The following is a 20,438-nucleotide window of genomic DNA, read 5'->3' on the forward strand; positions in this document are numbered from 1 at the left end:
GGGGGATGACCACCATGACCAAGACACTTCCTCTCTGGGCCGCGCTCCTCTTCGGTGTGATCTGCGGCGCCGTCATCGGCACCATCGTTGCCGCCTTCTACCTGACCCTGGCCCTGAAAACCGGGTTTCATAGTTTCGACATGTTGGCGCTCTGGAAGGCGAGCGCCAGCACCCGTGCGGCGCATCCCGAAGCCTTCAAGGTGGGCTTCGGCGCCGTCGGCTTTGGGGCCATTGGGCTCGGTGCCCTTGCGCTTGCCTGGACCTGGAAAAAGGAGCGCGATGATTACGGCTCGGCCCATTGGCAGACCAAGGCGGAGCTGAAGAAGAACGACATGCTTCAGGCCCCTGGCAAAGGCTTCGTCTGCGGCAAGCTTGGCGCGCCGACCTCAAAGGCGGAGTTCATCTCCTCGACGATGATCCCGCATGTGATGATGGTGGCGCCGACCCGTGCCGGTAAGGGTGTGGGTTTCGTGATCCCGAACCTTCTGAGCTTCGCGGGCTCGGTCGTCGTGCTCGACGTGAAGGGCGAGAACTTCGAGAAGACCGCCCGGCTTCGGGCGCTGAACGGTGACGAGGTCTATCGCTTCAGCCCCTTCGACTGGGCAAATGCCACGCATCGCTACAACCCGCTCGCGCGGATCGCGAAGGCCCCGACATTCGCGCAGCGCTTCACCGAGGTCTCGATCCTGGCCGACCTCTTCCTCGACAAGGACAACAAGACGCTCGACACTTTCTCCGAGGCCGGCAAGTCGATCTTCGTTGCGGCCTGTCTGCTGGCGATCCAGCGCGGCACCCCGAACCTTGGCGAGGTGAACAAGATCGTCGCCGGGGGCGAATACAAGAACGCGCAGTACAAGACCTATGCCGACGAGGCCGAGGAAGACATCCTGCGAGAGCTCTGGACCAACGCCGCATCGGCCTCGTCGCGGCTTCTGACCTCGAACATCCAGGCACTTATGACCGCCGGTCTCAAGCAATGGGACAACCCGGCGGTGCGCTCGGCCACCGAGGCGAGCGACTTCGATTTCTCGACCTTCCGCAAGACCCCTCAGTCGCTTTACATCGCCGTCTCCGAGGATCACATCGCGACATTGGCGCCGCTCCTGCGTCTGATGTTTGCCGACCTCATCGCCTCGATCCGGCTGAATGAGCCGGGTCCGGATGAGCCCTGGCCGGTCATGATGATGATCGACGAATTCCAGCAGATGGGGGCAATGCCCTATCTCGAGCGCGCGATTCATTCGCTGGCGAGCTATGGCGGCCGGGTTGCGATGATTGCGCAGTCACTGGCTTCGCTTGACCGGATCTACGGGTCCGAGGGCCGCGAAAGCCTCGAGAACGGGGCCGGGCTTAAGCTCTACATCACCCCGCGTGACCAGCGGACCGTGAAAGAGGTTTCGGCCGCGGTCGGCAGCACCACTCGCGAGGCGGTCACCCGGATGTATGGCCGGAACAAGGGGTTCCTCGGCGCGACGTCAACATCAGCGCGGCTGGAGGAACGGCCGCTACTTTCCGAGACCGAAGCGCGCCTGATGGACCCTGACGAGGTCATCATCCTCGCCTCGCCCCAGCATCCGATCAAAGCGAGCCGGATCAAGTATTACGACGATCCGTTCTACAACGCGATGCTGGCCCGTCAGGAGGGCAAGCCCTTCCCCTATCCGCCGAGCGTGCAGGGCGTGGGGCCTTGGGGTAGCGTGGATGGTGACGCAGCCCTCGCAGACGAGCAGGCGAAACCAGCCGAACGCGCGCCTGTCCGGGACCGCTCGCAGCGCCGCGAAGCACGCGCAATGAGCGTGATGGCGATGGAGGCCGGGCGCGGGCAGCCCGAGCCCGAGACGCTCGAGCGGGAAGCGGCGGTGCCGAAGGAATGGGAAGCGGTGCTCGACCGGCAGGAGGACTTCATCGAGGAGTTGTTGGGTGGGTGAGCGCCGACGATTAGTCCCCTATTCGTCGTAGTAGGATTTCAAGTCGCGTCGCTCTTTCAATTGGGCAGGTCGGTAGGGTTTGACCTCGCCACACTGGGCGACTGCCTTGGCTCGCATGCGCTCTTCGACTGAAGGATGGAGCGGGAAGTCGTCGCCAACTGCGCGAATTCCCTTCTTCCAGCGGATGCGGAGGGGGCCAAATGCTACCATCGCGTCTTCGCGGTGCTGCAAACCCAGAGAGTCAGGAGCGCGGTTCAAGACGTTCTCGTTGATCTGGATCGACGGCACGCAGTCTTTCAATTCGTCGACCACCCAATCGAGGGCGATATCGCTCAGGCGGGACTCTGCCTCGGGATAGCTTCCACCGATGTCGCTATGGCAGCCCGGGAACCAGACCTGCTTCAACCACTTCGGCTCTCGATCTTTGGTCTCAATCGCGGCCGCCTTGGATGCCCATCCGACCCTTGGAAAGTCAGCACGGTCTTCGTCGATCGCCATGGCGTGACGGGCGTGTTGGACATCGGGATCAAGCCACTTGTCGTAGTTGCGCTTGTTCCAAGCCGCGAAATGACCCGTCTTGAGAATCTGCGGCCAATCGGTTGGGCGCCATAGCTTCAGTTTGTGCTCGGGATCGTCAGAGAAATATTTGAAGTTGTCGAGCAACAGGGAACCAAGCTGCCAAAGAAGCGCTACTAGTAGGACGCCGAGTGGAACAACCAAAAGCCAAGACCACCCGAATGCAACACCTGCGGCAAAAGCAGACCCGACCCCGAACGTGACGCCCCAGACCAAGGTGCGGACAACTGCCGTTCGCAGTGATGCCACCGTGTCGAAGACCCCGATGAAAGTTGGCTGAACGTTTCCCTGATTGTCTTCGCCTACGAGAGGAAAGCTTGAATACTTCTTGCGAAATCGTTTACCGAGCTCTTCACGGTTCTTGAAGTAAGGATCTTGTCCGCGCGGTTTTCCAGCACCGTGATTATACACGAATTTTACAGCGTCCTTGGCGATCTTGCGCAATCCGGGGCCGTAACGCGGGACCGGCGAACCATCCGGCATCTGCGTCGGGACACCGCAAAGGTTCATGACATTTGCGAGTGCTCTGACCGTATAGGCTCCGCGAGAGAACCCAAACAGCAGCACGCGATCGCCGGGCTCGTAATGGGCGATGATCTGCTCGTAGCAATCGATGATGTTGTGGTCGATGCCAGTGCCGACGGCGCTTTCCAAGATCGGTTTGATCCGACCGAATAACCCGCCACGTTCTCCTGTTCCCAAGCCAGGGTCGTAAAATGCCACTTGGTCCTTCGGGCTGATTGGTGAATCTGGGCCGGGACGCATGGCTCGATACATCTTGTAGACGTTCGACAGCCGTTGGTCTGGTCTGGCACCGCCCATTTGGCCAGTTCCATCCGAGAAGATGCAGATGTTTTTTACCATGTGTCGCCCTATTGAAGAACACGAAGCAGAGTCAAAGCCCCGAACCAGCAGCAGTTCTGCCAAGTTAAGGCAGAGTTCAGTGAAGAGGTTTCATCTGAGTCGGCAAAAATTAGAACATAGTGGAAACACGGATGTCCACCTGATATTGTGGCGCACAAGAAAGGTGCTCCCAATATGTTGGATAAGATGCAGCAAATCGAAGTGTTCCCGACGACGGTCGATCTCAAGCGGATCGACCCGTCTCTCAACATGCGGCGCTTCTATCGAATGAGCGTTCAGCCAGACCTTTTTGGGGGCGCATGCCTCGTGCGGGAATGGGGCCGTATAGGGTTTCGAGGACAGATGATGATCGAATTGCATGATGACGAGGGCAAGGCTGTCACGGCGCTCATGAAGCTCCATGCTACCAAAAAGCGGCGAGGGTATAGGGCAGCTGTGGCGCAGAACTAAGATTGAAATTTAGAGAAGAAGATTTCGCATAGCATGTATTTCGCGTTTGTTTTCGGCAACCGGATCCTCGGCCTTTCGGCGGTCCAGATTCCGTAGGCAGCTTAAGACTAACCGGGCTCCAGTCATGGCTGGATCAAAGCCCAGTGGCAGGTCACCGCACACCAGGAAGAGCATAAACTCGAATACGAGCCAATTACTGAGGGATAGTCGATGGCAGTTCTGTGTCGATGATCAGTAACACGCCCGAAAGGAGAATTTTTCTGTCGTTCCATCGACGCGGTTGACCCAGAAGCAGCGCGTTCCGTAATCCGCCGTTCTTACACTGAAGCTTTCAATTCCCGGGCCGATCTTTTCGGCGGCTTCGGGATGCATATGCATGAGATGCGTGAGGATTTCGGCGTCTTTACAGGTTACCTTGTCTCCCAGTTCATATTTGTACAGCATATCCCGAAAAAAGTCGTTTGCGTCTCCTTTCCTCGCGAATGAGAGCGATCCGATCTTTACTGGCTTGGCGGGCATAATCGCTTCCTCTCCACTCTATTCGCTGAATTCCTGGCCCGCTTCCGGACTATCAAGGCCCGATACCTGCAGCGTTTCCCTGACGATAAGGTTAGGCAGGTCCATCCCGGCGAAATTCGGGCCATGCTGATTAATCCAGGCCAGGCAACCTTCCTTGTCCAGATCGTCGCGCGCAATCTTCTCATACAAGGCCACCGCAGACATGCGGGAAAGCCCTAGTTCCATTAATGAGAGAAGCGTGATGCTGGAAACGCCAAACTCAAGCGCTATCCCGATGTCAAAGTCTTCATCAATCAGGTCCTCGCGCTCGGCTTCAGTCAAGAATAGGCGGAGGACATCCATATAGGCGGCAATATACTTCGGTGCCTTGAATCTTGCTGTCTCTTCCACCATGCTCATCGTTTCGCGAATGAGCACTGGAAGCTTGAAAGATCTGTTGTTTCTCTGCTGATACTCTATACGCTTCCTGATAATTGCAGCCAAAGACAATCCTTTCAGCCACTCGACAACCACGAGCGCGTGCAGGGGAATGAGACTGTCAGGCAGGAAGACAGGATACAAATTCGCGTTAATCCGTCGCATGACGGTGACGTACCTGTCGTACGCATCGACGCTTTCCGAAGGCGCGAGCAGCAGATTTTCGATATTGCCTTCGTACTTTCGAAAAGCTTCCAGCAAACGCTGCAGGCCCACCGCGCTGACGCCTGGATGTCTTACTAGAACATCCTGCGTAATATTGATCAGCGCCGAAATACCTTCGAGGCTTCTATCGAGTTTCCGGAGCGCATCTTGAGAATGCCGTTTCGCAAATGCGGCATCGGAAAGCGTACCAAGACGAATATATGTATTGAGGAGGTAAGCCCCGACCTGTTCGAATTCTTCGCCTTGCGCAAGATCGGCCAAAGAGTCGATGTTTCTGTTCTCAAGATACGCAGCCAGTTCATCGGTGGAAGATATAACGACGTCAGTTTCTCTCTTGATCGGGTAGCGTGAGCGCTTCGGTACGCCGACGGGCCATGCTTTCTCATCCTTTGGATCGATACAGATAATATTGCCTTGGAATTCGTTTCCCCAGCGACCGGCCCGTCCCGCGAGGTTCCAGAAGTCGTGCGGCTCCATCGGGTTCCCACGGCCCTTCCGGGGACCGCGCACAACGATGGTCCTGCAAGAGAGATTTACTCCCTCAATCAGCGTCGAGGTGCAGGCAAGAAATCTTATCTTGCCGTCGCGGAACAGCCTCTCAACCTCTGTGCGGATGAGAGAGGGCATGTTTCCATAGTGAAAAGCGACACCACGTTCGACCAGCGGCGCGAGCTGATAATTACGGTGGACCCCTTTGCGGGCCAGATCAGCCAGGTCCAGCAATTCCTGATCATCTGTCTTCTCCGAGCCTTCCAACTGGCTGATAAGGAGCGCGACGTCCTCCGCTTCAGCCGCGCCGTTGCAGTAAACCAGTGTGCCGCCGCGACCGCCTGCCGCCGCTGCGATGAACGCCAGTCTTTTTTTGAGGCCCGCAGGCTTGTTTGACAGTTTAAGCGTGCCCAGTGGTATGGGTGAATCGCCCCAGACAAGGTCCAGCGACCACTCCTTGGGCTTCCGAGGCACTTGCTCTGCTAGGATCACGTTCTGCAGAACGGTTGGCATATCGGTATTGACCGACGTTTTAGCCATATCGTTCGGCGCATCCTCAAGCAGTTCTCCGGGATTCTGTGTCGAAGGACTTACAAACACGACCTTCATCATCGGGTTCTGCCGAGACACCCGCTCGATTGCATCCTGCAGTATTACACCGCGCTGATTGTCTCCGATCTTGTGCGCTTCATCAACAATGAGAAGGTCTACACTGAAGTCCTCCCCGAGAAGATTGACAAGCAGGTGCAAACGCTCCTGCGTGAATACGAAGACGGCTTTCTTGTCTCCCGTCGTGGATGAGAAATAAACTTCCGTCAGCGGTAGCGACGTGATCTCTATGCCGGTGTCCGACTGACATAGCTCCTTCAGACTGAGTTCAATCTCACTCACCAAAGCCCGGGTTGGGGCAAGGTAAACGGCGATCTTTGTCTTGCTCGTGCGAACGTGATCGAGCAGCCACTGCAAAACGAGGTAAGTTTTTCCGGACGCGGTTGGCGCGGACGCCGAAAGCCAGCCCGCGCCGGAAGAGGCGCCCGCCCATAGTTCTCTCTGAAAATCGTTGACGCCTATCCATTTTCCGCTCGCTTCAAGGAGTATCGAGTCCTCGAAACGTCTTCTGTTGGCTTCAAGGCGCATCGACACGCCCAGTCTGCCCTCAAGATCGGGAGCGATGCGGTTTCGCAGTATTGCCAGCTCGACGGATCTGCGATTGGACAGCTTTTCGAGGAGGACAGCCCCCGCATCCCGCACTTCCGGCGAAGTTTCGAGTGTGACGGCAGCGGTTGCGATCCGCAGCGCCGCCTCCTGATGCGTTCGTTCGGTTGATCTGGCCAAAAGGCTTCCGGCCAAAAGAAGCTGCTGCCAGTCAAAGCTCTTCTTTGGGTCAGCGGCTTCATGGATTGCGTCCAGATTTGTTATCTCAGTTGCCACTGTGATCTGAGTCAACCTGATAATATCATCACGAAGCGCCTCACCCGTCAGCCAATCAAAGAGTTCGGTATCTTTCATTTCTTAATACCCAGCGCCTTGAGGAACGATGCGCGAAACCCATCCGCCGAAGGCACTGGCACGCAGAAAAACTGAATGTCGAATTTGTCAAGCTTCTCCACCGATAGTCTGTTCTTTACATTCTTCACCCATTTTTCCATTTCGTCATTCGCCGCCTTCAGGATGTCTTCCCCGATGCCTTTTGCATCATCTTTCGGATAGAAATCCGCATCGAAGGCGATAAGCGCGATCCCGCAATATTCGACCCTGTTCGATAGCGGTGAGGTTCGGTCGAAATATTTCCGGAATGCGGCCGTTAGTTCCGGGTCACTGAGATCGGCTTTGTCGCTGAGGAGCACGAGATCCCGCTCGCGATCAGCGCCTTCGTGGTCCGTCTCCACGAGGAAAGGGGCAAGTGATGAAAGGCAATCTCTTATGGCCGCTGTAGGGTCGCCATACACCTTTGACTCGCCCCAGAAAAGTTTGAGAAGGCCGTTTTCGTTTACGGAAGCATAGACGCCGTCCGCACCATGATAGTGCATGTGAGAGTCGGTCTTAAGGTCCATCTTACAGAGCACCTGAGGAACCTTGAGAAAGCGCTCTGCGAGTAGGAAGAGCAGCATCTCGCCGCCTTCGCCAGTATTGGCAAGGTCCGTAAAAGTGCCGATTGCCTCGTGGTGAAGGGCTGCAACCGCGCTTCCGGACTTGAATCTGGCGTCCCGCGCCCGCGCATCATCCAACCGCGATTTCGGGACGGCATAATCGATAATTGAGTTGCGCATAAATTCTGCAAGACGCTCCGGCTTGACGCGTCCGTTCCCATCCACAGTCAGGCAATGACAGTGGAGACGGGCCACGCAATCTTTCAAGAGCACGTCCCGTTTAACAAGCTGGAGATGAACACCCAACTCTTCTGGATCGCCCGAAACTATATTAACCAAATCTTCTGGAAGTACTTGAGTCAGTGGTCGCCTCCTTTCGTTTTAGGGTGGTTGTGCCGACCCCGCTGCTGCTCGCATAGAGAGTATCATACGTAATTCAGATAGTTAGGTTTTTCTTCGCGCTGCGGTCAAAGAGATTGTGCGATACTCCTTCACCGCCCCAAGGTCCGGAGTGTCACCGCTGTCCGTTGCTAATACGTCAGCTATCGCCTTTTGGCGTGACCGCTACACTTCGCCTTGCGAACGTTCAGTTCAGCGTTGCAAACGGCTGCATTGCGCCGTCTATGTCGGTAGTTTTCTCGACCCCGGCAAATAAAACTCCGTAATCCCCCGCTTCCCCTCGGCCCGCCCGAGCTGGACGATCACATCGATGGACTTCCGGATGTACTCTTGCACCTCGGCGAAGGTCAGCGGTGTGCCAGCCTGCAGAACCATGATCGCCAGCCGGTCGATGGCGAGTTCCGCGGTTTCGGCGTGGATGGTGGAGACCGACCCGCCATGGCCGGTGTTGATCGCTTCGAGATAGGTCAGGGCCTCGGCGCCGCGCAACTCGCCGACGATAATCCGGTCGGGGCGCATGCGGAGGGAGGCCTGAAGGAGGGCGTTGGCGCTGCGTTGCGACCCGGCACCGCGGTCGGCCAGAAGGGCGACGGTATTCGGCTGGCCGGGGAAAAGCTCAAAGGCGTCTTCGATGGTGATCAGCCGCTCGTGCTCGCTCATATGCGTCAGAAGGTGCCGGGCGAAGGTAGTCTTGCCGGTCGAGGTGCCGCCACTGATCAGGACATTAAGCCGCGCCTCGACCAAGGTCTGTAGGGCAGCTTCGAGGTTCTTTTCGGCAAGACTGGCGATGTTTTTCATCTTCTCGGCGCGGAGCGCATCGAGCGAGACCGCCTTGCCGAAGAGATAGGTCGGGGCGTAGTCCCGGACGCTGCCCGAGGCGAAGAGGCGGATGGTGATCGAGGCGCCGCGATCGATGGCTGGCGGCACGGCGACCTGGACCCGAAGGGGGCGGCCCGCATATTCCACTTTGCCGGACACGAGTGGGTTCTTTTCAGAGACGCGGGCCTTGGCATCGCCAACGATGGTCTGGGCCATGTTGAGGGCGGTGGTTCGATCCACGGTCTGACCTTCGTGGCGCATGGTGGCGTCGCCCGCGACCTCGAGCCAGACCTTGCCATCCGGGTTGATCGCGATCTCGACCACGTCGTCACGCCTTAGAAGGTCGCGGAACGGGTCGAGATAACGCTCGAGGTATGAGGCTGGCGATGCCTGATCCATCAGTAAATCACCACATCCCGGTCCACGAGCACGGTGACCGACGCGCCCTGATCGACATAGATCGTCGGCGCGATCGACACCTGGTCAGCGATGACCGAGCCGACCGCATCCTGAAGATCGCTGCCAACATCGCCCAGAACGATGCTGGTCGTTTCGTTGTTGGCACTCTCCGCCGCCACGGCAGGCGCCGCCCCGATCACGGAAATCAGTGCCGCGCCGCCGAAGCGTTCGGCGAACTTGGTGTCGACAAGGCCGGTGAGGCCGGAGCGGCCGAGCTGGTCGCCGCCCACGGCGGCGATCTCCATCGAGGTGCCGTCCGGTGTCAGGACGCGGGTCCAGAGGATCAGGATGCGCTTCTGGTGCATCTCGATCCCGGAGCGGTATTGGCCAAAAAGGCGGGAGCCACGGGGGATCAGGATCCGGTCCCCGGAAAACGCCGGGACCGGCTCGGAGACGACCGCGACGACTGAGCCCGGCAAGTCGCTGTTGATGGCGGTCTGGAGCGTGGCCTGGATGACGGACCCTTGGGTCAGCGTGCGTTCGGGATGGGTGAGGCGGGCGGCCTCCTGCACTTCGAGCGGTCGTGCACTCTGCAGGAACTGCTCATTGCCCGAGAGGACCGGCCCGCCAGTGCCAGCGGCAGCAGGATCGGCAACCGCCGCGCCACTTTGGCCACCTCGGGGACCGTCGGCATAGACCACGGCGGGGGATTTGATCTGCGCGGTCAGAAGCTCCTCGGCAACCCGCTCCGCCTCGCGCTGAAGTTGCAACTCTTCTTGGCGGCGCCGTTCTTCCAGCAGGTTCTGATCCCTGATAAGCCCTTCGCGGTCCAGCTCGGCTTCGAGCCCCTCGCGCTGCGCCCGTTCGGCATCGAGCATGGCCTGCAGCCCTTCGATGCGGGACTCAGCCTGGCGCTGCAGGTTGGCAAGCTCGATTTCCTTTTCGGTCAAGGTGGCTTCAAGCGCGACCTTCTGCTCGTCGAAAGCTTCGCGCAGGTCCGCAACGGCGGACTGGATTTCTGAGTTGCGGGCGGCCTGGCTGGCGGCGAGGGCTTCGCGCAGCTTGGCGATCTCGGCCAGCACTTCGGCGCTCGGTTCAGGGGCAGGGGTCGCAGGCACATCGAGCGCTTCTTCGACGGCGATCAGCGCGTCATTTACTCGTTGCTCGGTCTCGTCGGGCGGGAATTCCAGCCGCCCGCCGGTGCCGGTGCGGCGGTCCTGAAAGATCTCGACATCGGAAGTCTCAAGCGCGCTGTCGCCCTCCTGCAGGCCGGTCGCCAGGAAATACGCAACCCCGGCGCCGCCAAGGGCGAGGGCGGCGGCGAGCGCGCCGACCCCGAGGCTATTGCCCCGGCGTTTCGATTTTCCGCGCTGGCTGAACTGGTCGAGGCGGTCCTGAAGATCGGGAGGGGTTTGATCGGCCATGGTCAGTTGCTCACGTAGATGGCGCTCTCGTCGCGCCAGGCGCAGATCGCCTCGTCGCCGATGCGCAGCGTCCAATAGGTGTTCACCCCGAGGACGCGGACGGTGTTGCCTTGCTGGGTCCAGTTCACGGTGCGTTCGCGGCCCTGGTCGTCGGCCTTGAAGAGGGCGGGCTGTCGGGTGTTCTCCGGGAAGACGAAATACGTATAGCGCCCGTCGTCGTAGATATGGCTGGGGCGGAAATCCCCTTCGCCCGCGACGCGGTAGTTGTAGTTGCGTGGGGCCTCGAAGTCCTTGGGCTGTGTGGCACCTGCCCTGCGGCGTTCCTCGTCGGGGTAGCGGAAGCGCACCTCGAAGAACATTCCGGTGCGGTTGGGGATCGAGCCTTCGCGCAGATGGAAGGAATAGGTGCGGCGGTTGGTGATCACCGTCATATTGGTCGAGGCATTGGCCACATGCGGTTTGATGGTCAGCACGTTGCCGAGCTCGGGGATCGGATCAACCTGGAAGCTCTCGGTGTCGCCGACAATCACCGCCTCGAACCTCTCCCCGGCCCCGAAATGGATCGTGGTCGAATGCCTCAGATCGGTTTCGATCCGGTAGACCTGGTTTTCATTGTAGACGGCAGTGCGGATGCGGATGTCGAGCGGGCCGCCTTGCGGGGTGGCTTCGGCAAGTGCAGCAACAGGAAGGGCGAGCGCCAGGAGAAGCGCGGGCATGGATTTCATGGGGGTCAGTTCTCCAGGGTCTCGGCGTCGACGCGGTAGGAGGTCACCACGAAGCCCAAGGGGTTGGCCCAGACATCCTGAAGGCGCTGGCGGGTTTCGGGTTGGAAGTCGTAACTGAGCGTGGCGACGTAAGGTCGGGTGACGGTGCGCGTGTCGCGGGGACGGCGCAGCGTGCGGGTGAAGCGGACCTGGGCCACGCCGCGCTCGATCTGATTCACGGACTTGATGACCACCTCGATCTTGGCGTCACGGCCATAGACGGTGATCGGATAGTCCTCATTGGTAGAGGACCAGAGATCGCGCAATGTGCGGGCGGCATCGCCATCCGAGCGATCGAGCACCGAGTTGATGCGTTGCTCGCCATCTGTCAGGTCATAGGTCTCGCGGTCATCGACATAGGCCACGAGATTGGCCTGGATGATGGCGTCGCTTTCGGAAAGGGTCAGCGCCTGAACAGCGGCGACCCGGTCCATCTCGCCGGTCTCCTTGTCGACGACGACGACGAAGGTTTCGGTCGTCTTGAGCGGAAAGAGGCTCGCGCCCGCGACCATGCCGGCCACGCCGACCAATACGCCGGCCGCCGCGACGAACCAGGCGAAACGCTCGCGCCGCCGCGGCCCGTAGATGAAATCCGCTTCAAACGCGTCGCGGTCAGGCGCGGAGGAACTAAGTACCTTCTTCTTCAAGTCAATCGTCTTTCACATCAGGGTTTGCGGAAGGCCTTGGCGGCGGAGAGAAGCGCGCCGGGGCTTTGCCGGATCATCTCGCCGGTTTTGACCACGCCCGCATTGGCCATCTGGTTCAGCTCATGTGGCGATTTGCCGGTGACGAGGCGCGAGGTCGCGCCCGTGCCATACTGGCGCGTGTTCACGAAGCCCTGCCGCGCGAGCCCGGTCAGGCCCACGGCATTGGACGCAATGCCGACGACGCCGGTGAGGTTGGAGGCGATGTAGGGGACCGAGGCCATGATCCCGGCGCTGAGGATCAGGATGACGAGGAAGGGCAGGATGAGGCTGACAGTCTCGACATCGCCCGGATCGGCAGAGGCGTCGCCGATGGCCTCGGCGATCGCCACGATGATGCCCGCGGCCCCGGCGGCGGCAACCGGCATGAGCGCGTAACCGATCGTGGCGCGGGTCCAGGCCTCGAAGAGGGACTGGGTCGGTTTGAAGAGCGAGGTCACGATCATGAAGGGGGCAATCACGATCATCAGCGCGAAGACGATGCGGGCGAAGGCGATGATCCCGGCGGTGACGGCGGCGAAAACGGCGGAAAGGACGAAGAAGATCGCGCCCAGGACCGCGCCGAAGACCCAGCCCGCGCGATCGCCGATCGTGTCGCCATAGGCGGTGATGCGTGCGACCATGTTGTCGAGGCTCTCATAGACCCCGGCCTCGTCGCCCGAGCCGGTGAGCGCAAGGATCGAGGCTCCGACGGAGTCGGGCACGCGCGTGACGATGTCGTAGATCATGCTGAAATTATCCCAACTCTGCGCGAAGATCCCCACAAGTGCGACCTTCATGCCGAAGGCAAACCCGGTGCCAAAGGGCAGGGGGCGGAGTTGCATGACCGCGTTGATCCCGAGGAGCACGACGAGGAGCGCGGCCCCGGCCGAGATCACGTCGCCGACAGCACCCGCCGAGGAGACAAAGCCGTCCTGCGCCACGGTATCTACCGCGGCGTCGACCTGACTCAGGATGTCGCGAATGACCCCCATCTATTCCGCACAGGCCTCCACAACACGGGCCTCGAGCGCATCGGCCTGCGCGTAGAGCTCGAGCACGTTGAAGGGCAGACGCGGATTGTCCGAGGTCTGGAACCGGGGCAGGGCGGTGAGTGCCTGATCCCAGGTGAACTGGTCCAGCAGGCAGGTGCAGGTTTCCGAGGCGAGGGCTTCCTCGGCGATCAGGATGCGCAGGATCGCGCGGTAGCCGTTGCGGAGATAGGCGGTCTCGGCCAGATCGATGGGCGGTTTCGGGACACGGCATGCGTCGGCCTCGTCCCGCGCGATGGCCATCGAGTTGAAGGGTGTGTCACCGGAGGGCTGCGTGGTCGGAGTTTGGGCCAACGCAACACTGGGCAGGGCGGCCACGACAAGCGCGGCGAGACCAAGAGATAGAACTGGTGCCAAGCTGAGGGTCATGACTTGCCTCATGGATCCACCGCCATCGACCGGAACTTGCGTTCATCCGCGAGGGTCGCGGCATCGACGACGCCGAGTTGACCGGCGCTGACGCCCTGGGCCGCTTCCAGCCGCCAGATCTGGGTCAGGATGATGCCGAGCTCGGCGGTGACGCGGGTGTTGAGATCGACGGCGGCTTTCAGCCCGTCCTGGTCGTCGATGAGCCCGACCATGGTTTCGAGCCGCTCAAGGCTTTGCCCCGCCTCTTCGTGGCTTTCCTGTGCGGCGACCGACAACATAGCGCTGGCCCCTGCCGAGGTGGCGATGCGGTTGTCGGCGGGCTGATCCGATCCCGAGAGCGTGCTCAGGCGCTCTGACGTGAAACCGCTGCCAGACAAAACCCGCTCGACCGAGGCCGAGAGTTCCGCGCCGGGATTGAAGCCGCTGAGAAAATCGCCGCTTGCCAGAGATTGTGCGGTATTGAGGGGCGCGATCAGCTTGCCGCGCAGCGCTCGGAATTCCTCGACCGTGGCGAAGAGTTCACCGAGCCCGCTGCCCTCAATGAGCGAGGTCAATTGCGCCTCGAGGTTCGTCAACTGCGACAGTTGGGTTTCCAGTTCCAGCCGCATGGTCGCGAGCTGCTGCATCTGGACATTCAGGTCCTCGGCCATGTGCTCGAGCTGGGCCACGAGTTGACCAAGCTGCGAGCCATCAAAGGTTGGTACGCCCTGGGCCGTTGCGGGCGCGGTAAACCCGAGTGTGGTGACCGCAGCTACGGTCAGGAGAAGCTGTCTCATTCGGGAACTCCCATCTGCATGAAGTCGCGCTCGGCCAGCCGGTCGGCGACGAGGTGCTGCGCGTACGCCGCCTCGCGCTGCTGGTTGGCAGCCATCAGCCGGACGCGGAGATTGAGGATGCGGCCGATCTCGGCCTTGGCGTAGGTGTTGAGCTCCCAGGCCGCCTTGGCATTGGGCTGGGCATCGATCTGCAGAATGATCGCGCGGAGGCGATTGATGACCTGCTCGGTCGCTGCCGAACTATCGGCGGCGTAATAGACGCCCGCCTCGGAGATGCTGGCATATTCGGCGAGCGCAAAGTCCGAGGGCGAGAGCGTGCCGAGCGCATCGGCGCCGCCGACCACGGCCAAGTATTCGTTGTAGAACTTCGAGATGTTGCGCACGTAGCCTTGGGTCTCAGCAAAGGGCGGCACGCCCCCGTATTCGATGACCCGACCCGGCCCCGCGTTATAGGCCGCGAGCGCATGGGGGATGTTGCCGAAGCGATTGAGCTGGGTGGTGATGTAACGCGCGCCGCCGCGGAGGTTGTCTTTCACGTCATAGCGGTCGACTCCAAGATCGGAAGCGGTGCCGGGCATGAGCTGGGTCAACCCGTAGGCGCCGACCGGGCTTTCGGCGGCGACATTGAAGCGGCTCTCCTGCTTGATCAGGGCCTGGAAGAGGCAGCGCCATTGGGTAGCCGAGAGACCGGCGCGGGTCACACCGGGCGCGCCTGCGAATTCGCCCGCGACCTCGACGATCATCATCTCGACCGTCTCGCGGCCTTCACCGAAAAGGCGGCTGTTCATCGGGCTCGGATCGGTATTGGGATAGACCGCCGCCACTCCAAAATCCGCGTTTCCTTCGAGCGCGCGGATGTCGAAGCCGGGGCCGGTGATGGCCGCCGTCATCTCCTCGAGGACGCGCAGCTGGTCGGCCTGCACATCGGCCAGCGTGGACTCGGTGCGGTCCTTGTCCTGCTGGACGCCCAGATCCTCGGCCAGTGCCGTCACCCGCGCGATGGCGCGACCGATCGCGGAATTATCCTGCGTCGGCACGCCCTGGGCATGCGCGGGCAGGCCGCTGAGGCCGAGGCAGAGCCCGGCGGATATGATCGCGGCGCGGCTCATTCCGGACGGGGCAGGGGCTCGAAGGTGCAGTCGGGCTTGGCCGTTGCGTGAGCCGGTGCGCCCATGGTCGAGAAAGAAAGCGCGGACCGCGTCACCTGCGGCTCGCCATTGCGTCCGAAGCAGGGCGAGGTTTTCTCGGTGTATTTCTCGCAAGCCGAGAGTAGGCCTACGGCAGCGCAAAGCGCGAGAAGGGGTTTGAAATTCATATCACATGTCTCCAGAAATCGGGATTGGCGCGCCAATCGGCGGGCACCCTAGCCTCGCCGGTGGCGCCGCCGCCAAGGATGGGAAGGAGGTCGCCGAGCGCGGAGAGATCCAAATCGACGAAGACGCTGTCGCCCGCCGAGCGAACGAGCGCGATGCGCTGGCCGATGGTCGGCTGGACGAGAAGGGCCGCCTCCTTGGCGTTCACGCGCAGGAAGTCGTAATCCGAGACGGTGGCGCGGTCGTTCGGGAAGAGGATCTGGGTCGGCACCGTCTCGACGATGGTCTTGCCGACGCGGGAATCCCGCAGCTGGCTCGGATATTGCGTCATCATGATCACGACGCAGTTCATCTTCCGAAGCGTCACCAGCCAGTTTTCCAGCCGCGCCCCGAAATACGGATCGTCCAAGAGCTTCCAGGCTTCGTCGAGCACGATGATGGTGGGACGGCGGTCTTCGACCACGCGTTCGATCTGGCGGAAGATGTAGGAGAGTACCGCCATGCGCTCGGTCGTCATGTCGAGGATCTCGGTCATATCAAACCCGACGATGTCGCCCGTGAGCTTGAGGCCCGCGCCGCGCTCGGGCTCGTCGAACACCCAGCCATAGCGCCCGCCGGGGGCCCATTCGGCAACGCGGGATTGCAACTCGCCATCATCATCGAGTGACTGGAACAGGGTCTCGAAACTGGCGAAACGCTGTAGCGCCGCCCCCGCATCGGCGTTCTGGCCGACCGCGCTTTGGATATGGCGGGATTGCTCGCCCGTGAGGGTTCCATTGCGTGTGAGAAGTGTCGCAAGCCAGTCCGAGAGCCAGGCGCGGCCACGTTCGTCGATTTCGGTATCGAGGGGGTTCAAGCCCGAGGGCACCCCGGCGCGGATTTCGTTGTAGCGGCCACCAAGGGCGCGGACGGCCATCTCGAGGCCGCGATCCTTGTCGAAAAAGAAGAGCCGCGCGCCGACCCGCTGTGCTTGGGCTGCGAGGAAGGCGGTGGTCAGCGTCTTGCCGGTGCCTGTGCGTCCCAAGACGAGGGTGTGGCCGACTGTCGGTTCCTTGCCCGGGCTGCCCGCCTCGTGAAAATTGAAGCGATAGCCCGAGGTGCCGACCGTCGGAAGGACCGAAATGGTCTGGCCCCAGGGCGACTGGTCAGGACCACGCCCCTCGACGCTGCCATGGAGGGCCGCGAAATCTGCGAAGTTGATCGAGGAGATCGGCGTCTTGCGCGCGCGGTAGCCGAAGTTGCCAGGGGATTGCGCAAAATAGGTGGCTTTCAGGGCCATGTTTTCGCGCACGATGACGGACATGATCTCTTGGCCCACGCGCTTGATCTGGGCGGCGGCGCGTTCCAGCGTGTCGCGGTCCGGCGCGTAGACGGCGATGGAGAGGTGATGATCGCCAAAGGCGATGCGGCCCGCTTCCTGGTCGTCGGCGGCCTGGCCCAGTTGCTCGCGCAGGGAGACGGCCGCATCGTCGGAGGCGTGCATCTGGCGGATGATCCGCTGGATGCGTTCGGCCATGATGTTGTTCGGGATCGGGCTGAAGGAATTCGTCAGCACGATGTCGAGCGGCAGGTCGAGCGCGTCGAGCAGCGTCACATCTGTCAGCGCCGGATAGGTCTTCATCGAGAAGAGCGCACCGTATTTGACCTGACCGGTCACGGCGTCGGTCAGCGTGACGACATCGCCGTCAAAGGTCGCGCGGCAATTGCTCAGCGTGTGCGAGAGGGGCAGGGCGCTTTGCCCGAAGGCAATGGGGGAGAATGCCCCAGCGTTCAACGTGTTGAGATAGCCCAGCCATTCACCGCCCGACTTTGTGAGCCGCACGGGGTTGGCCGAGGCAAGCGCCACCTCGAAGAATCCCATGACCTCGTTAAGCTCTTGCAGGCGTGTCGCGCGGTCCTTGACCCAGGCCTTGCGGGCCAGCGCGCGCAGGAGCGGAATGCGGGCCGAAATGTCAGGCCGCCGGATGACGCTGAGATAGAGTTGGCGCTTGGCGGGGCGCAGGTCTTTGACATGGGCCTGCCAGTGCGCATCAATCGCGGCGGCAAAGCTATCTCCCTCGATGGGGCGCATCCCGAGATCCTGCGGCACGGAGATCCGGTGGATGTAGAAGCCGAAGGCGTTGCCGGTCTGGGCGACGATGGCGGCGACCGCGCGTTTGAGCGCGTCAAGTCGGGCGTCCTCGCTGGTCATCGGGTTCAGACCATCAAGGCGCAGGGTGGCCATGAGGTCGCCCTCGCGCAGCACCATGACATCGTTATCCGCCAGCGCGAAATATGGCAGGTGCTCGGCGAGATAGCTCTCCCGCGCGAACTCCCTGCCGCCTGCTTGATGCAGGGCGGCCCCAAAAATGGAAAGAGTGCCTGCATCAAGCGCCAAAGCTGTCGCCTCCGTGCAGGGCCCGGTTTTTCGTAGAACGTACCGAGCCATAGGAGACGCGCAGCACCTCAAAGAAATGCGGCTCGCGGTCGGCGACGAACCAGAGGATCGGATAAGCGACAAGGCCGATTAGGAAGAAGACCATCGACTTCGTCCAGATGAACGGCAGAACGATCCCGGTCGCCAGCACCACGAGGTATCCGACAGGGAGGCCCAGATACTTGGGCGGTCGGGCGAGGCCCAGGAAGAGGGGGGATCGTTCTGCCAACTCTATTCTCCACCTTCAGGAGAAGCCGTCGACGATGGTGCCGGCCGAGAAGATCAGCACGATCCCGATGATCACCGAGGCGAACCAGCCCCAGTTCAGCCGTCCCATCATGCACATGAAGCCGGTGCCGATGACCGCAAGCGTGGCGACCGCGATCCCGATCGGACCGGTCAGCGCGGCCTCGACGGTTTCCAGCATGGTCTGGATCGGTGACAAGTCTTGCGCGAGAGCGGGCGTTGCGAAAGCCGCCAAGGTTGTGGCGGCAGGCAAGAGGCGACTGAGGCGATGTCGAAGCATGCGAAGTTCCCTTGTTTTACTGAAGATCGATGAGGACGGGCGCGCGGGCTGGAACCCGGTCTGCGGCGCGGATGTCCGGAGCAGCAATGGGCGTGCCTGCCAGCCGGGACCGGATCCGGTGGATGCGCGCGATATACTCGCGGGTCTCGGTGAAGGGCGGAATTCCGGAATACTCGACCACGCGGTGCGGCCCGGCATTGTAAGCCGCGAGCGCGAGGTCGATATCCTTGAACGTGGCAAGCTGCGCGAGCAGATAGCGCGCGGCACCGTCGAGGTTCTGGGATGAATCGCGCGGATCGACCCCAAGGGCACGGGCCGTGTCCGGCATCAGCTGGCCTAGGCCGTAAGCGCCCTTGGGGCTGACGGCAGTCGGATTGTAGCTGCTTTCAGCTTCTACCAGGGCGCGGAACAGGATCTGCCAGTCGTCGGCACTCAGACCAACCTGGCGCAAAGCACGGTTCCCACGATGTCGCAGGGCAGTCGTTTGGAGCAGGGAGAAAATGTTTTCACGACCGGAAGGCGGCGTGGTGTCCAGTGTGGCCAGAACGACTTCCGCCTCAGCACCATCATCCAGCCCCGCCCAGCCGGGTCGTTCGCCATGAAAGGTCCAGCCCGAGGTCCGGGACGTGCCGTCGCGGCCGAAGGCGATGACGTCAGCCGCGCTCCTCGAGGGTGATGCTGTAGTCAGGACCAAAGCGCAGATCGCGCCCGTCACCGAACTCGAGATGATGTTTGAATAGCCCCGGCCATATGTTGAAATACCGCGGCTCTGGCCCGTGCGGGGTGATCCGGGTCGAGACCAGAATGGCTTCCGGCTCACCCTCGCGCAGGTAGATGCACTGGTAGCGCGGCTTGCCATCGTCCGTGAACCCCACGAGTTCATACCGGCAGCGGAACGCGATGCCCTGTTCGGACAGGTCTTTGACACCATCGATGGTGATCAGGATCTGGTTGCGCGCTATCGGCATGTTCGGACTCTCCCCACGAGAGCCCTTCTACTTCCTGCGCTTAAATCCATAAAGTCATATGGAGTCAATACGACATATTGCAGGTAAATACATATTGCGCGATAGTCTGCGCAACTTTTGCGGGAGAGCGACATGAAACGGCAGTTGATGGCGGTGGCGATGGGGGTGATGGCGGTGTTCGGAGCCCCGGAGAAGGCGCGGGCCTATGACATCGACTGCGCCATCATGCTCTGCATGGCTGGCGGCTTCCCCCCGAGCGCCGTCTGTGCACGGGCCTATCGCACCATGATCCGCCGCATCACGCCCTGGCCAAGCCTGCCGCCCTTCGGGGTCTGCACCTTCGCCCATGTGTCGGTTGAGCTGGGTGGACCCGGCGGAGAGGGTGAGCTCGACACCAACCTGCCGGAGTATGAATGGCTGAACCGCACTCATGTGATCTGGTTCACCGGGCGCTCCTACGAGCCGCGTGACGAACCACGTCAGTGGGACTGGTCGATCCGCTCCTGCGATCGCGAAAACCGGACCTGTCGCTACATTCAGCGCGTCTACGGTTCCTACACGCCTTGGCCCGCGACATTCATCTCGGAAAGCGGTCAGGAGATCGCCTATCCGACCAGCGGGGGTCTATGGCACTTCTATTCTCGCAGCATCATGGTCGAATACGGCGACTACGAGGGCAACATGGGCCACTCGGAGTGGTTCTCCTACTGATCCGAACGGTCCAATGCCTTCAGAGAAACCGGGCGCAGGTCGGCTGGGTCTGCATCAAAGCGTTCCGGATCGACATGCCAGCGGCGACTCACCGAGCCATCATTCCAACGGTAATCAGTGAACAGGTGGATCTCCTGTGTACCGTCGTTCAGAAACCCTTCCTGGAAAGGCCAGCCTGTCTTTCTCTTCGCCATGTACCCGCGCCACTCGTACCGTTCTTGCCGTTATGTCTCTCGCGTTGGGGGACGGGATCAAAGCCTC

Annotated in this window: 21 protein-coding genes; 3 read left to right on the forward strand and 18 right to left on the reverse strand. The window is 61.1% G+C overall.

Translation table 11 applies throughout. From position 1 onward, the window contains the following. Window positions 1–14 precede the first annotated feature (14 nt). Window positions 15–1,928, forward strand: a complete 1,914-nt coding sequence (locus tag G9Q80_RS03410) for a type IV secretory system conjugative DNA transfer family protein (RefSeq protein ID WP_168246340.1) — start codon at window positions 15–17, stop codon at window positions 1,926–1,928. An 18-nt stretch (window positions 1,929–1,946) separates the two neighbouring features. Here the strand turns inward: G9Q80_RS03410 and G9Q80_RS03415 are convergent, their stop codons facing one another. Further along, the gene (locus G9Q80_RS03415) at window positions 1,947–3,368 is read right to left on the reverse strand and encodes a phospholipase effector Tle1 domain-containing protein (RefSeq protein WP_168246341.1); all 1,422 of its coding nucleotides are present in this window, start codon (window positions 3,366–3,368) and stop codon (window positions 1,947–1,949) included. Window positions 3,369–3,542: 174 nt separating this feature from the next. On the opposite strand from G9Q80_RS03415, the gene G9Q80_RS03420 reads away from it, so the two are divergent. Further along, window positions 3,543–3,818: a WGR domain-containing protein gene (locus G9Q80_RS03420; RefSeq protein WP_168246342.1), complete on the forward strand. Its 276-nt coding sequence runs from the start codon at window positions 3,543–3,545 to the stop codon at window positions 3,816–3,818. 231 nt (window positions 3,819–4,049) lie between these two features. Here the strand turns inward: G9Q80_RS03420 and G9Q80_RS03425 are convergent, their stop codons facing one another. The 16 genes from G9Q80_RS03425 to G9Q80_RS03500 form a co-directional block, all read right to left on the reverse strand. Then, window positions 4,050–4,337: a DCL family protein gene (locus tag G9Q80_RS03425; RefSeq protein ID WP_168246343.1), complete on the reverse strand. Its 288-nt coding sequence runs from the start codon at window positions 4,335–4,337 to the stop codon at window positions 4,050–4,052. Window positions 4,338–4,355: 18 nt separating this feature from the next. Next, entirely contained in the window at window positions 4,356–6,977 is a 2,622-nt protein-coding gene (locus tag G9Q80_RS03430; RefSeq protein WP_168246344.1) for a DEAD/DEAH box helicase, read from the reverse strand. Beyond that, a complete protein-coding gene (locus tag G9Q80_RS03435; RefSeq protein WP_235859527.1) occupies window positions 6,974–7,831 on the reverse strand; it encodes a HamA C-terminal domain-containing protein in 858 nt (285 codons plus the stop codon). Before G9Q80_RS03435 ends, G9Q80_RS03430 begins: the two co-directional genes overlap by 4 nt. Before the next feature lie 348 nt (window positions 7,832–8,179). Next, complete coding sequence (gene virB11 / locus G9Q80_RS03440) at window positions 8,180–9,175, reverse strand: P-type DNA transfer ATPase VirB11 (RefSeq protein WP_168246345.1); 996 nt, start codon at window positions 9,173–9,175, stop codon at window positions 8,180–8,182. After that, on the reverse strand, window positions 9,175–10,599 hold the full coding sequence (locus tag G9Q80_RS03445) for a TraB/TrbI/VirB10 family type IV secretion system protein (RefSeq protein ID WP_168246346.1): 1,425 nt from the start codon (window positions 10,597–10,599) through the stop codon (window positions 9,175–9,177). The genes virB11 and G9Q80_RS03445 overlap by 1 nt, the downstream gene beginning before the upstream one ends. A gap of 2 nt (window positions 10,600–10,601) precedes the next feature. After that, complete coding sequence (locus G9Q80_RS03450) at window positions 10,602–11,324, reverse strand: TrbG/VirB9 family P-type conjugative transfer protein (RefSeq protein WP_168246347.1); 723 nt, start codon at window positions 11,322–11,324, stop codon at window positions 10,602–10,604. 5 nt (window positions 11,325–11,329) lie between these two features. After that, window positions 11,330–12,010, reverse strand: a complete 681-nt coding sequence (locus G9Q80_RS03455) for a VirB8 family type IV secretion system protein (protein WP_168246348.1) — start codon at window positions 12,008–12,010, stop codon at window positions 11,330–11,332. Between the two features lie 17 nt (window positions 12,011–12,027). After that, the gene (locus G9Q80_RS03460) at window positions 12,028–13,041 is read right to left on the reverse strand and encodes a TrbL/VirB6 family protein (RefSeq protein ID WP_168246349.1); all 1,014 of its coding nucleotides are present in this window, start codon (window positions 13,039–13,041) and stop codon (window positions 12,028–12,030) included. Continuing rightward, window positions 13,042–13,467: a hypothetical protein gene (locus tag G9Q80_RS03465; RefSeq protein ID WP_168246350.1), complete on the reverse strand. Its 426-nt coding sequence runs from the start codon at window positions 13,465–13,467 to the stop codon at window positions 13,042–13,044. Window positions 13,468–13,475: 8 nt separating this feature from the next. After that, window positions 13,476–14,243, reverse strand: a complete 768-nt coding sequence (locus G9Q80_RS03470; RefSeq protein WP_168246351.1) for a type IV secretion system protein — start codon at window positions 14,241–14,243, stop codon at window positions 13,476–13,478. After that, window positions 14,240–15,352, reverse strand: a complete 1,113-nt coding sequence (locus G9Q80_RS03475; protein WP_168246352.1) for a lytic transglycosylase domain-containing protein — start codon at window positions 15,350–15,352, stop codon at window positions 14,240–14,242. Before G9Q80_RS03475 ends, G9Q80_RS03470 begins: the two co-directional genes overlap by 4 nt. 202 nt (window positions 15,353–15,554) lie before the next feature. Continuing rightward, complete coding sequence (locus G9Q80_RS03480; RefSeq protein ID WP_246870464.1) at window positions 15,555–17,984, reverse strand: VirB4 family type IV secretion/conjugal transfer ATPase; 2,430 nt, start codon at window positions 17,982–17,984, stop codon at window positions 15,555–15,557. Then, window positions 17,923–18,201: a VirB3 family type IV secretion system protein gene (locus tag G9Q80_RS03485; protein WP_168246354.1), complete on the reverse strand. Its 279-nt coding sequence runs from the start codon at window positions 18,199–18,201 to the stop codon at window positions 17,923–17,925. Before G9Q80_RS03485 ends, G9Q80_RS03480 begins: the two co-directional genes overlap by 62 nt. 15 nt (window positions 18,202–18,216) lie before the next feature. After that, window positions 18,217–18,498 carry a TrbC/VirB2 family protein gene (locus G9Q80_RS03490; RefSeq protein WP_009574106.1) on the reverse strand — a complete coding sequence of 94 codons (282 nt, stop codon included), beginning with the start codon at window positions 18,496–18,498 and terminating at the stop codon, window positions 18,217–18,219. A gap of 16 nt (window positions 18,499–18,514) precedes the next feature. After that, window positions 18,515–19,213 carry a lytic transglycosylase domain-containing protein gene (locus tag G9Q80_RS03495; protein ID WP_447257669.1) on the reverse strand — a complete coding sequence of 233 codons (699 nt, stop codon included), beginning with the start codon at window positions 19,211–19,213 and terminating at the stop codon, window positions 18,515–18,517. Continuing rightward, window positions 19,152–19,466 (reverse strand): hypothetical protein, encoded by a 315-nt coding sequence (locus tag G9Q80_RS03500; RefSeq protein ID WP_007120603.1) that lies wholly within the window; start codon window positions 19,464–19,466, stop codon window positions 19,152–19,154. Before G9Q80_RS03500 ends, G9Q80_RS03495 begins: the two co-directional genes overlap by 62 nt. A 132-nt stretch (window positions 19,467–19,598) precedes the next feature. On the opposite strand from G9Q80_RS03500, the gene G9Q80_RS03505 reads away from it, so the two are divergent. Beyond that, window positions 19,599–20,177, forward strand: a complete 579-nt coding sequence (locus G9Q80_RS03505; RefSeq protein ID WP_168246355.1) for a hypothetical protein — start codon at window positions 19,599–19,601, stop codon at window positions 20,175–20,177. Here G9Q80_RS03505 and G9Q80_RS03510 read toward each other — a convergent pair. Next, entirely contained in the window at window positions 20,171–20,371 is a 201-nt protein-coding gene (locus G9Q80_RS03510; protein ID WP_168246356.1) for a hypothetical protein, read from the reverse strand. The genes G9Q80_RS03505 and G9Q80_RS03510 overlap by 7 nt on opposite strands. Between the last annotated feature and the right edge of the window lie 67 nt (window positions 20,372–20,438).

Origin of the sequence: Mameliella sp. LZ-28 (genome assembly GCF_012274245.1) — a bacterium.
Classification (GTDB): Bacteria; Pseudomonadota; Alphaproteobacteria; order Rhodobacterales; family Rhodobacteraceae; genus Antarctobacter; species Antarctobacter albus.